The 12,594-nt window shown below is 34.6% G+C and carries 11 protein-coding genes and 1 pseudogene; 4 read left to right on the top strand and 8 right to left on the bottom strand.

Translation table 11 applies throughout. The features are described 5' to 3' along the window. Position 1: 1 nt before the first annotated feature. On the top strand, positions 2-901 hold the full coding sequence (locus K5I29_RS08040) for a GH25 family lysozyme (protein ID WP_264432277.1): 900 nt from the start codon (positions 2-4) through the stop codon (positions 899-901). Between the two features lie 31 nt (positions 902-932). On the opposite strand, the gene lptB is transcribed toward K5I29_RS08040, so the two are convergent. Genes lptB through K5I29_RS08020 form a run of 4 tightly spaced genes read right to left on the bottom strand, consistent with a single transcriptional unit; the run spans position 933 to position 3,833 of the window. Next, a complete protein-coding gene (gene lptB / locus K5I29_RS08035; protein ID WP_264432275.1) occupies positions 933-1,676 on the bottom strand; it encodes an LPS export ABC transporter ATP-binding protein in 744 nt (247 codons plus the stop codon). A gap of 27 nt (positions 1,677-1,703) precedes the next feature. After that, the gene (locus K5I29_RS08030; RefSeq protein WP_264432273.1) at positions 1,704-2,057 is read right to left on the bottom strand and encodes a carboxymuconolactone decarboxylase family protein; all 354 of its coding nucleotides are present in this window, start codon (positions 2,055-2,057) and stop codon (positions 1,704-1,706) included. Further along, on the bottom strand, positions 2,050-2,865 hold the full coding sequence (tatC, locus tag K5I29_RS08025) for a twin-arginine translocase subunit TatC (RefSeq protein WP_264432272.1): 816 nt from the start codon (positions 2,863-2,865) through the stop codon (positions 2,050-2,052). The genes K5I29_RS08030 and tatC overlap by 8 nt, the downstream gene beginning before the upstream one ends. Next, positions 2,865-3,833 (bottom strand): KpsF/GutQ family sugar-phosphate isomerase, encoded by a 969-nt coding sequence (locus tag K5I29_RS08020; RefSeq protein WP_264432270.1) that lies wholly within the window; start codon positions 3,831-3,833, stop codon positions 2,865-2,867. Before K5I29_RS08020 ends, tatC begins: the two co-directional genes overlap by 1 nt. An 89-nt stretch (positions 3,834-3,922) precedes the next feature. Here K5I29_RS08020 and K5I29_RS08015 point away from each other — a divergent pair, with 89 nt between their 5' ends. Continuing rightward, positions 3,923-6,121, top strand: coding sequence for a RecQ family ATP-dependent DNA helicase (locus K5I29_RS08015; protein ID WP_264432269.1), 2,199 nt, complete (start codon positions 3,923-3,925; stop codon positions 6,119-6,121). 39 nt (positions 6,122-6,160) lie between these two features. Here the strand turns inward: K5I29_RS08015 and K5I29_RS08010 are convergent. The 3 genes and pseudogenes from K5I29_RS08010 to K5I29_RS08000 form a co-directional block, all read right to left on the bottom strand. Continuing rightward, a pseudogene (locus tag K5I29_RS08010) lies at positions 6,161-7,604 on the bottom strand (NAD-dependent succinate-semialdehyde dehydrogenase). Between the two features lie 34 nt (positions 7,605-7,638). Beyond that, on the bottom strand, positions 7,639-7,878 hold the full coding sequence (locus K5I29_RS08005; protein ID WP_264432267.1) for a hypothetical protein: 240 nt from the start codon (positions 7,876-7,878) through the stop codon (positions 7,639-7,641). Positions 7,879-7,886: 8 nt separating this feature from the next. Then, positions 7,887-8,213, bottom strand: coding sequence for a DMT family transporter (locus tag K5I29_RS08000; RefSeq protein WP_264432266.1), 327 nt, complete (start codon positions 8,211-8,213; stop codon positions 7,887-7,889). An 86-nt stretch (positions 8,214-8,299) separates the two neighbouring features. Between K5I29_RS08000 and K5I29_RS07995 the strand changes: the two genes are divergently transcribed. Next, a complete protein-coding gene (locus K5I29_RS07995; RefSeq protein ID WP_264432265.1) occupies positions 8,300-9,862 on the top strand; it encodes an NAD(P)/FAD-dependent oxidoreductase in 1,563 nt (520 codons plus the stop codon). 36 nt (positions 9,863-9,898) lie between these two features. Here K5I29_RS07995 and rmuC read toward each other — a convergent pair whose 3' ends face one another. Further along, the gene (rmuC, locus tag K5I29_RS07990) at positions 9,899-11,224 is read right to left on the bottom strand and encodes a DNA recombination protein RmuC (protein ID WP_264432264.1); all 1,326 of its coding nucleotides are present in this window, start codon (positions 11,222-11,224) and stop codon (positions 9,899-9,901) included. A gap of 198 nt (positions 11,225-11,422) precedes the next feature. On the opposite strand from rmuC, the gene K5I29_RS07985 reads away from it, so the two are divergent. Next, positions 11,423-12,580, top strand: a complete 1,158-nt coding sequence (locus K5I29_RS07985) for an outer membrane protein assembly factor (RefSeq protein ID WP_264432263.1) — start codon at positions 11,423-11,425, stop codon at positions 12,578-12,580. Positions 12,581-12,594 lie beyond the last annotated feature (14 nt).

Here is a 12,594-nt window from a genome sequence, read left to right as displayed (position 1 = left end):
CATGAAAAATAAAAAACCAAAACCAAAAAACACAAAAAAAGAGCTTGGCACATCCCAAGCTTTTTTTTATTTCGCATTTGTTTTTGTAGGGCTTGTGCTAGCAGTTTTTGTGCTGCATTACCGACACGGCATTCAGTTGTATTTGTGTTTAAATCACAAAACTTTTTGTGAAAGTATTACAACCAATTCGGGCATTCGGTTTGATCCAGATGGTGCTTGTAAAGCCATTGAACCACGTAAAATTAGTGCGTATAATATTCGAAATTTAGAATTATTAAACCGCCACGAAGGTGATTATATTTTTGGGATTGATGTTTCACAATACCAAGATAAAATTACTTGGGATTTGGTTTCGTGCATTGAAGATGTTGAACCGATAAGTTTTGTAATTGTTAGAGCAACTGCAGGAGCTAATAAAAAAGATGCTGCCTTTAAAACGAATTGGCAAATGGCTAAGGAACATAATTTTATACGCGGAGCGTACCATTATTACCGCCCGGACGAAGATCCTAAGTTGCAAGCAGCCAATTTTATAAAAACCGTTACCTTACAACAGCATGATTTTCCGCCAATTTTAGATGTTGAAGCTTTACCTAAAAAAATTACCCGGGCACAATTTATTCAAAATATTAAAACTTGGATGGATTTGGTAGAAAAGCATTACAAGCAAAAAACAATTTTATATTCTGGGCAAAATTTTCATGAAAGTTATTTAGAAAGTCATTTTCCGAATCATGTTTTATGGATTGCGAATTATAATTTTTTTACTGAGAATATGAAACCCAATTGGCATTTTTGGCAGTTTACTGAAAAAGGTTATGTAAACGGCATTAAAGGTGCGGTTGATGTAAATGTTTTTAATGGCAACCAACAAAGGTTAGATTCTTTACTTATAAAATAAAAAAGCGATGAATAAGTTCATCGCTTTTTTGTTATTCAAACGTAATTTTTGTTTTACGTAATTCAAAGTTTTGACCTAGGTAAACTTTACGAACCATTTCGTCGCTAGCTAAATCTTCCGGAATTCCGGCCTTTAAAATACCACCTTCAAACATCAAATAGGTTTTATCTGTAATAGCTAAAGTTTCTTGTACGTTGTGGTCGGTAATTAAAATACCAATGTTTTTATTTTTTAACTTGGCAACAATGCGCTGAATATCTTCTACCGCAACTGGGTCAACCCCAGCAAAAGGTTCGTCAAGTAAAATAAATTTTGGATCAGTAGCTAAACAACGTGCAATTTCTGTTCGGCGGCGTTCGCCACCAGAAAGTAAATCGCCGCGGTTGGTACGAATGTGCTGTAATGAAAACTCATCAATCAGCGATTCCATTTTAGCTTCTTGTTCCTTTTTAGATAATTTTGTAAGCTGTAAAACGCTTAAAATATTATCTTCAATACTTAATTTTCTGAATACCGAAGCTTCTTGAGCTAAATATCCAATACCGTGTTGTGCCCGTTTGTACATTGGGTAATCTGTAATATTTAAATCATCTAAATAAATATTACCACTGTTTGGTTTTACTAAACCTACAATCATGTAAAACGAGGTTGTTTTTCCGGCACCGTTTGGGCCAAGTAATCCAACAATTTCACCTTGGTTTACTTCAACCGAAATGCCTTTTACAACCGATCTACCTTTGTATGTTTTAATTAAATTTTCGGCTCTTAACTTCATGTTTCTATTTAAAAATGGAATTCTAAATTATTCTTGATTCTGAGTTTCTAATGCTTCCCAAAATTCATACGCACGGCGTAAATGCGGAATAACAATAGTACCACCAACTAATGTTGCAATGCTCATTGCTTCCATCATTTCGGTTTTAGAAACGTTGTTGTTGTAAGCCGTTTCTAAATGGTATTTAATACAATCGTCACAACGTAATACGGCAGATGCAACTAAACCTAAAAGTTCTTTAGTTTTAACATCTAACGCACCTTCCATGTATGCGTTTGTATCTAAATTAAATATTCTTTTAATTACTTTATTGTCGTCGTTTAATAACTTTTCGTTCATTTTAGCACGGTAGTCATTAAATTCTTGAACTAGATTACTCATTTTCTTCTTGTTTTTTGTATACAAATTTAGAAATGTAAATCGAAATTTCGTATAAAATTAATAATGGAATTGAAACTATAATTTGGCTAATTATATCGGGCGGTGTTACAATAGCTGCAATAATTAAAATTATTACGATAGAATAGCGGCGGTAATCTCTTAAAATTTCGGGCGAAACAATGCCAAATCGTGATAAGAAATAAATAACAACCGGCAGCTCAAATACCAAGCCCGTAGCCAATGATGTGGTTTTTACTAAAGCAATGTACGAATTTATATCGATCGAGTTTTTTACCATATCACTAATAGATGTATTGGCTAAAAAGTTGATTGATAATGGGGTTAATATAAAATACCCAAACGCAACTCCTATAAAAAATAACAACGATGAAACAAAAATAAATACCTTCGCATTTGCTTTTTCTTTATCGTACAAAGCTGGGGCAATAAAACTCCAAATTTGATATAAAATGTACGGAAACGCAATTATAAAACCAACGGTAACCGAGGTCCAAATTAACATGGCAAATTGCCCTTCCATGGTTCTGTTTTGTAATTCGAATGGCAATTCGGTCATACAAAAACTTTGATCAAAATCGTATTTTTGAGCTATTTTACAAAAAAAACGATACGTAATAAAATCGCCGCTTTTCGGACCAAAAATAACCGTGTCAAAAATAAATTTAGTAAAATTAAAAGCTATAATAGCTCCAATAATAATAGCTGCCGAGCTTTTAACTAACAACCATCTAAGTTCTTCTAAATGGTCCAAAAAGGACATTTCTTTAAACTTTTTTTCTTCTGCCATTATATAACTCCTTCTTTTAAAATATCGTGAATATGAATAATTCCTTGGTAATTGTTTGCTTCGTCAACCACAATAAGTTGGGTAATTGCATTGTTTTCCATTAGGTTAAATGCATCAACAACCATATCTTTTAACGTTATTGTTTTTGGGTTTTTGCTCATAATATCAGCAGCTAAAACGCCTTGTAAATCATCTCGCGTTGCTAACATACGACGAATATCGCCATCGGTAATAATACCAACAATTTTACCGTTTTCTACCACTGCGGTTACGCCCAAGCGTTTTTCTCCAATTTCAACAATTACATCTTTTATGCTCGAATTTGGGTTAACCAAAGGTTTTTTGCTAGCATCTAACATGTTTTCTACACGTAAAAGCAATTTTTTACCCAAAGCGCCACCGGGGTGGTACAAGGCAAAATCGTCTGCTTTAAAGTTACGCAATTCCATTAAGCAAACCGCTAAGGCATCTCCTAAAACCAATTGTGCTGTTGTGCTGTCCATTGGTGCTAAATTGTTTGGACAAGCTTCTTCTTTTACGTACGATTGAATGATTAAATCGGAAGTTTTACCTAAAAAGGATTCCGGATTTGCCGTCATGCCAATAAGCGTATTTCCGTAACGTTTTAATAAAGGTGCTAAAACTTTTATTTCTGGGCTGTTGCCTGAGTTTGAGATGCATAGCACAACATCGCCGGGTTGTACAATTCCTAAATCACCATGCATGGCTTCGGCAGCGTGCAAAAACAAAGAAGGCGTTCCGGTAGAATTTAAAGTTGCTACAATTTTACTTCCAATTAAAGCACTTTTTCCTATTCCGGTAACCACTAATCTGCCTTTGCTTTGGTAAATTTTTTCTACCGCCGCTGTAAAATCTTCAGTTAAATAGTTAACTAATTGCGAAATAGATTGACTTTGGTGTTGAATAGAAACTTTAGCCGTTTCCAATATGTTAATGTTTGAATTCAAAATCTAGTATTTAATATTGATTTGCAATTTTAAAAGAATAGTTATATCTTTATTCTGTACAAATTTACACAAATTCCCCTATATTTTAAATGAAACCACTCGAAATAGATTTATACAAAGAGTTAAAAAAATATTTTGGTTTTAACCAGTTTAAAGGCTTACAAGAAGGTGTTGTGAACAGTATAATTTCTGGACAAAACACGTTTGTTATTATGCCTACTGGTGGCGGAAAATCATTGTGTTACCAATTACCTGCTTTGGTGTTAGATGGTACTGCAATTGTTGTTTCGCCTTTAATTGCATTAATGAAAAACCAAGTAGATGCCATTCGTAGTTTATCTTCCGAAATTGGTGTGGCTCACGTATTAAATTCCTCATTAACAAAAACAGAAGTTACGCAGGTTAAAAAAGATATAACCTCTGGATTAACTAAGCTTTTGTACGTAGCTCCAGAATCTTTAACTAAAGATGAGTACGTGCAGTTTTTGCGTGAAATAAACATTTCGTTTGTTGCCATTGACGAGGCACATTGTATTTCTGAATGGGGACACGATTTCCGCCCAGAATATCGCAACTTGCGCCAAATTATTAAGCAATTAGGTACTAATATTCCAATCATTGGTTTAACTGCTACAGCTACGCCAAAGGTGCAAGAAGATATATTAAAAAACCTTGAAATTCCGGATGCAAATATTTTTAAAGCTTCGTTTAACCGACCAAATTTATATTACGAAATCCGTCCGAAAACTAAAAATGTAGAATCTGACATTATTCGTTTTATAAAACAAAATAGCGGTAAATCTGGAGTTATTTATTGTTTGTCACGTAAAAAAGTAGAAGAAATTACGCATGTTCTTCAGGTTAACGGCATTTCTGCGGTAGCTTATCATGCAGGTTTAGATGCTAAAACACGTGCCAAGCATCAGGATATGTTTTTAATGGAAGATGTTGATGTGGTGGTAGCAACCATTGCATTCGGAATGGGAATTGATAAGCCCGATGTGCGTTTTGTTATTCATCATGACATTCCAAAATCATTAGAAAGTTATTACCAAGAAACCGGTCGTGCCGGACGTGATGGTGGAGAAGGGCATTGTTTGGCTTTTTATTCGTACAAAGATGTCGAAAAGCTAGAGAAATTTATGTCTGGTAAACCAGTGGCCGAGCAAGAAATTGGTTTTGCCTTGTTGCAAGAAGTTGTTGCATTTGCCGAAACATCTATGTCGCGCCGTAAGTTTTTATTGCATTATTTTGGTGAAGAATTTGATGAAGTTGATGGCGATGGTGCCGATATGGACGATAACATTCGCAATCCCAAAACTAAAGTTGAAGCCAAAGATGATGTGGTTAAACTTTTAACCATAATTCAAGATACCAAACAAGTTTACAAAGCCAAAGAAGTTGTTTTTACGCTTATTGGTAAAGTAAATGCCTTAATAAAAGCCCATAAAGCAGATCTACAACCGCTTTTTGGATCTGGAAAAGATAAAGACGAAAAATATTGGATGGCCTTATTGCGCCAAGTTTTAGTACAAGGTTATTTACTTAAAGAAATTGAAACCTACGGAGTTATTCGTTTATCTGAAAAAGGAAAACAATTTTTACAACAGCCGGTATCATTTTTAATGACCGAAGATCATGATTTTTCTGATTCAGACGATGATACGATTGTAACTCAATCTAAATCCAATACCGTTACCGACGAAGCTTTAAGAGCAATGCTGTTAGATTTACGTAAAAAAGTCGCAAAAAAATTAGGCGTTCCTCCTTTTGTGGTTTTTCAAGAACCGTCAATCGAGGATATGGCTTTAAAATATCCAATTACGATTGAAGAATTAGGAAACATTCATGGCGTTGGCGAAGGAAAAGCAAAAAAATACGGACAAGACTTTATTGCTTTAATAGCTAAATATGTAGATGAAAATGATATTGTGCGTCCTGACGATTTAATTGTAAAATCAACCGGAGCAAATTCAGCTTTAAAGCTGTTTATCATTCAATCTATTGACCGCAAGTTGGCCTTAACCGATATTGCTAAAGCAAAAGGATTAGATATGGATGCCTTGCTTAAAGAATTAGAACAAATTGTTTATTCTGGCACCAAGCTTAATATTAAATATTGGGTTGATGATATTTTAGATGAAGATCAACAAGAAGAAATTCATGATTATTTTATGGAATCAGAATCAGATAAAATTTCATTAGCATTAGATGAGTTTGATGGTGATTTTGATACCGAAGAATTGCGATTGATGCGCATTCAATTTATATCGGATGTAGCAAACTAACATAAAAAAAACCGAAGTTTTAAGCTTCGGTTTTTTTATTTATTGTACGTTGCCCATGCAAACGTATTTAATATCAACATAATAATCCATGCCGTATTTAGAACCTTCACGGCCCTGACCAGAATGTTTAACACCACCAAAAGGTACCATTTCTGATGAAATTAATCCATCATTAATACCAACAATGCCATATTCTAAAGCTTCGCGTACGCGCCAAGTTCGGTTTAAATCGTTGGTGTAAAAATAGCTAGCTAAGCCATAAACGGTGTCATTTGCCATAGCAATAGCTTCTTCTTCTGTTTTAAATTTAAAAATAGGGGCAATAGGACCAAAAATTTCGTTCTGAGCAAAATTCATATCGGCGTTTGCATTTACAATCACGGTAGGTTCAAAAAATTGCGGCTCAATAGCATTTCCGCCACAAGTAATTTTACCTCCTTTGGCAACAGCATCAGCTACCATATTTTGCATGCGTTTTATAGCGCGGGTTAATTAACGGCCCAAGTTGTACATTGTTTTCTAAACCGTTCCCTAGTTTAAGTTTTTTTGTTGCAGCTGTAAACTTTTCTACAAACGCATCATAAACGTTTTCTTGTACTAAAATTCGATTCACGCAAACACAAGTTTGTCCGCTAAATCTAAATTTACCAGCCATAGCGCCTTGCACTGCCAAATCTAAATCGGCATCATCAAAAACAATAAAAGGTGCGTTACCGCCTAATTCTAGGCTTAGTTTTTTCAGCGTTTCTGCACTTTGTTGCATTAATATCTTACCTACGTTTGTAGATCCAGTAAAAGATATTTTAGCAACTTTTCTGTTTTCACATAATTCTTTCCCCATTTCTGAGGCATCCGATCCTACAACAGTATTAATTACGCCTTTCGGAAATCCGGCTTGATGCGCTAAATAATTTATTGCTAAAGCGGTTAACGGCGTTGCTTCGCTGGGCCTAACAACAACCGTACATCCGGCAGCTAAAGCAGGAGCAATTTTACGTGTAATCATGGCAATTGGAAAATTCCATGGCGTAATAGCGCCAACAACGCCAACCGGTTGTTTTAAGGTAATGATGCGTTTATTTGGAGCAAAACCAGGAATTACATCTCCGTAATTGCGTTTTGCTTCTTCTGCAAACCATTGTATATAAGCGGCACCATAATCAACTTCACCCAAACTTTCGGCAAACGGTTTACCGGATTCTAATGTCATAATGGTAGCTAAATCATTTTTATGCGCCATAATTAAATCAAACCATTTCATCAATAAACTGCTTCGTTCTTTAACTGCATTTTTTTTCCATAATGCAAAGGCATTATGCGCTGCATCAATAGCTTTTTTAACAAAGGTTCTATCTTCATCAAATACATAGCCAACTACAGCTAAATCGGCAGGATTGGTAACAGCTAACTTTACAGTACTTTCGTTAGTAAACGAACCATTTACAAACGATTTTTCGAAAATTAATTTTTTAAATGTGCTCATAAACAAATATCGGTTTGAGGTTATTTTTATTGTGCTATTCGTACCATTCGCCTCGATGCGGTTTTAAGGCATCACGAATTTCTATCATGGTAGATTGGTTAACTACCATAAAAGCGGTGCTATGCATTTCGTGCACATTTTCGGTACCGGTAATTTTTATTGGGTAATTTTCTCGGTCTATAAACTGATTTAAATGAATTACATGATGTTCAGCAATTTTAGCTGCATCTGGGCCTTTAAAATCCCATATTAATTTTAATTTTTTTTCTTCCATTATATTTTTTACTGAGTAGCTTTAGAAAAATAGTTGATAATAATAACTCCAATTAAAATAAAAACAATACCAATAATGGCGGGTAAATCTATTTTTTGTTTAAAAATATAAACCGAAATTAAAACGGTAAGAACAATACCAACCCCCGACCAAATAGCATAAGCAATGCTTAACGGAATTGTTTTTAAACATAACGATAAAAAATAAAAGGCAATAACATAGGTAACAATTACCACCAATGTCGGAATCCATTTGGTAAAACCGTCAGAAGCTTTTATAAAGCTTGATCCAAGTACTTCAAACAGAATTGCTAAAGCCAAATAAAGATATGCCATATTATTTTTTAATTACAAATATACAATTAGTAATCAGTCGTAAAAAACATTAGTTTTGCAAATTCAAATCACGAATCTAAAATTCAATGCCCACAGAAGTTCAAATACAAGTTTCGCCCGAAGTTGCTGCGTCGCCGTTATTGCTAAAAGATTTTTTAGCCAAGTTAACACGCGTAAGCCCGAGCGAAATAAAACATTTTAGTATTTTAAAACGATCAATTGATGCACGTCAGCGTGCAATTAAAATCAATCTTAAAGTTGTTGTTTTTTTTACTGACGACGAAATTGTTGAGCAAGAAATTACCTTGCCTAATTATAAAGATGTACGTTTGGCTCCCGAAGCTATTGTAGTTGGTGCTGGCCCAGCTGGTTATTTTGCTGCGTTACAGCTGATTGAATTGGGCGTAAAACCGATTGTTTTAGAACGTGGTAAAGATGTGCGTGCGCGCCGCCGCGATTTAAAAGCAATTAATCAGGAACATATTGTAAATCCTGAATCTAATTATTGTTTTGGAGAAGGCGGAGCCGGAACTTATTCTGACGGCAAGCTGTACACGCGTTCAAAAAAACGTGGTGATGTAAATCGTGCTTTAGAAGTTTTAGTTGCATTTGGAGCATCTAAAGAAATTTTGGTTGATGCACATCCGCATATTGGTACCAATAAATTGCCAGGAATTATGGCAGCTATGCGCGAAAAAATTATTGAATTTGGCGGACAAGTTTTGTTTGAAACCAAATTGGTTGATTTTATTATTAAAGGAAATCAAATAGAAGGCGTTGTACTTGAAAATGGAGATAAAATTGCAGCTAAAAAAGTAATTTTAGCCACCGGACATTCGGCGCGTGATATTTATGAATTGTTAGATAGAAAACAAGTTTTAATAGAAGCAAAACCTTTTGCTTTAGGTGTTCGCGCCGAACATCCACAAACCTTAATCGATAGCATACAATATTCGTGCGATTTTAGAGGAGAATTTTTACCTCCAGCACCATATTCTATCGTAAAGCAAGTTAATGGGCGTGGAATGTATTCGTTTTGTATGTGCCCGGGCGGAATTATTGCGCCTTGTGCTACAGCACCTGGAGAAGTTGTTACCAACGGTTGGTCGCCCTCTAAACGAGATCAGCCAACAGCAAACTCTGGAATTGTAGTAGAATTGCGCTTGGAAGATTTTAAACCGTTTGCAAAACACGGTGCCTTAGCTGGAATGGAATTTCAGAAAGCGATAGAACAGCAAGCATTTAAAATTGCCGGCTCAACCCAACGTGTACCAGCGCAACGCATGGTAGATTTTTCTAAAAAAATTGTTTCGGCAGAAATTCCTAAAACATCATATGTTCCAGGAACAACTTCTATAGAATTAGGCGAGGTTTTTCCTGGTTTTTTAACTGAAACCATGCGTCAAGGTTTTGTTGAATTTGGTAAATCTATGAAAGGATATTTTACAAACGAAGCTATTTTGCATGCGCCAGAAAGTAGAACATCATCGCCGGTGCGTATTCCGCGTGATGATTTTAGTTTAGAACATCCGCAAATTAAAGGTTTATATCCGTGTGCCGAAGGAGCAGGATATGCCGGCGGAATTATATCGGCTGCTATTGATGGTGAAAAATGTGCTATAAAATTGGCTCAAAGTTTATTAACATAAAAAAACCGGAAGATTATATCTTCCGGTTTTTTGTTTTTATAGTAAGCGGTTGGGTGTAATTTCGGGTAGGTTTTTATTGGTTTTGGCTCCTAAATCTTTTAAACGTTCTACCCGTTTTATAAGATTACCGTTTCCTTCAGAAAGTTTATTAATGGTCAAGTTATAATCTTTATCTAAACCTTTTATTTTAGCACCAATATTATTTAGATCTGCTAATAAACCTGCAAATTTATCGTAAAGTGCCCCTGCTTCTTTAGCAATAACTAAGGCGTTTTCTTGTTGTTTTTGGTTGGTCCACATGCTGTCAATGGTACGTAATGTGGCAAGTAAAGTTGTTGGAGTCACAATAATAATGCCCTTATCAAAAGCTTTGGTGTATAAATTATGTTGCTCGTTTAGGGCGCTTGCAAAAGCACTTTCAATCGGCATAAAAAGTAAAACAAAATCAGGCGATTTATCTTGTAATAAATCCTGATAACGTTTAGCGCTTAACGTTTCTACATGTTGGTTAATAGATTGTACGTGCTGTTTTAAAAAATCTTGTTGTAAGGTTTCGTTTGTTTCGTTTACATAACGTTCGTATGCGGTAAGTGAAACTTTAGAATCTATAATCATAGATTTTCCGTCAGGTAAATAAACCACCACATCCGGATAAACGTGCTTGTTGTTTTCGGTAACAAAATGTGCTTGCGTATCGTATTCACGGCCTTTTTCTAAGCCTGATTTTTCTAAAACCTTCTCTAAAATTAATTCGCCCCAATTACCTTGTGTTTTAGATTCTGATTTTAAAGCACGGGTTAAGTTTAAAGTTTCTTCATTCATTTTTAAACTTACTTTATGTAAGTTTTCAATTTGTGCTTTTAATTGTCCGTGATAATCGGTGCTTACGCGTTGATTTTCGATTACTTTGTTTTCAAAATGTTGAATCTTTTCGTTTAAGGGCGATAAAATAGCTTTTATTTTTTGTTCGTTAATTTCAGTAAACTTCATCGATTTCTCGTCTAAAATTTGCTGTGCTAAAACTTCGAATTGTGCTTTAAATTGTTCTTGTAATTTTAAAACTTCGGTTTCTTTATTTTTAAACTGCTCCAATAACAAATCAAATTCGGTATCTTTTTTATGAATGGCAATATCCAATTCATGATAAGCGTTTTGTATTTGTTGATTTTTAGTTTCGAGCTCGGTAATTTTGTTTTTATTTTCAGCAATTATGTGTTCAAATAATCTTTCTTGTTGGGCATAATTTGCTTTTATAGCATCAATTTCAATTTTATTTTGTCTTTTTTCAGAAATTTTTGCGACTATATATCCAAGTACTAAAAAAATGATTCCTACAATTAGAAGTAAAAAGATAGTATTCATATGTGTTTTTTTATCAAATGTAAATTACGACACAGCCAAAATACGGCTTTTATGTAAAAAATATTTTGTTTTTTAGATTTTAAAAATACATCTAATAGAAAATTATGTATTTATTAACTTACAAAAAATACTTTTCGAATGTATTTTACGTTACAAATTAATTATTAAACTACTGGTAAAACCAGTTTAAAAGCGCTGATGAAATTAAAACTTAAGTTACTTGTTCTTATTCAGATATTTACTGCTTTTACTGCTTTTTCACAAGTAAATACTGAACCCGAAAATACGGTTGTTGATAGCGTGCCAAAAGCTGGCTTTTTTGGACGCATAGTAAATTATTTTGAAGAAGCTAAAAAAGATAAATCTGAAAAAAAATTTGACATTTCCTTTATTGGTGGGCCAAGCTATTCGGTAGATACGCAATTTGGTATTGGTATGGTTGCTTCGGGCTTGTACCGAATAGATAAGGAAGATTTAAGTTTATCGCCATCTAACGTGGCTATTTATACCAACATTACAACCAGTGGTTTTTTTAGCATTGGGGTTGAGAATACAACTATTTTTCCTAAAGATAAATACCGCATTTATTACGATATGAATTTTGCTTTCAGACCGAGCGAATATTTTGGTATTGGTTACGAAGCTGGTTTGGCAGACGTTTCGTCTGATTACAACGATTATCGTTTGGGGTTGGATGCCAATTTCCTTAAAAAGTTTTGGAGCAACGTATATGCAGGTGCTGTAGTTTCTGCACAAAATTATCGTGCTAAAGATTTTAAAAATTTGGCTATTGCTCCCGACCAAAATTACAACACAACGGCTGTTGGCGGAGGATATGTTTTTTCGTACGATTCGCGCGATTTTATTCCCAATCCTTACAAAGGCGTTTATGTTAGTTTGCAACAAACATTTTATACCAAAGCTTTAGGTAGCTCGTATAATTTTAATCAGATTGATTTTACGGCGCGTACCTACAAACAAGTTTGGAAAGGCGGTATTTTGGCTTTTGATTTAAACGGAAATTTTGCCAATGGCGATGTGCCTTGGAATATGTTGCCACAACTTGGCGGATCTAGACAAATGCGAGGTTATTTTAAAGGACAATATCGAGATAAAAAACAAGTTAATACCCAAATAGAATTACGCCAAAAAATATACAACCGCCACGGTGTAGTGCTTTGGGGTGGAGCAGGAAATGTTTTTCATTCGTTTGATACCTACCAATGGAAACAAACTTTACCTAACTACGGCATTGGCTACCGCTGGGAATTTAAAAACCGCGTAAACATTCGGTTTGATTACGGAATTGGTAAAAATCAAAGCGGATTTTATTTTAACATAAACGAATCTTTTTAAACTTATTTATACCG

It is taken from the genome of Flavobacterium agricola (genome assembly GCF_025919725.1).
In the GTDB taxonomy this organism is placed as follows: Bacteria; Bacteroidota; Bacteroidia; order Flavobacteriales; family Flavobacteriaceae; genus Flavobacterium; species Flavobacterium agricola.
This window is presented reverse-complemented; position numbering and strand designations above follow the sequence as displayed.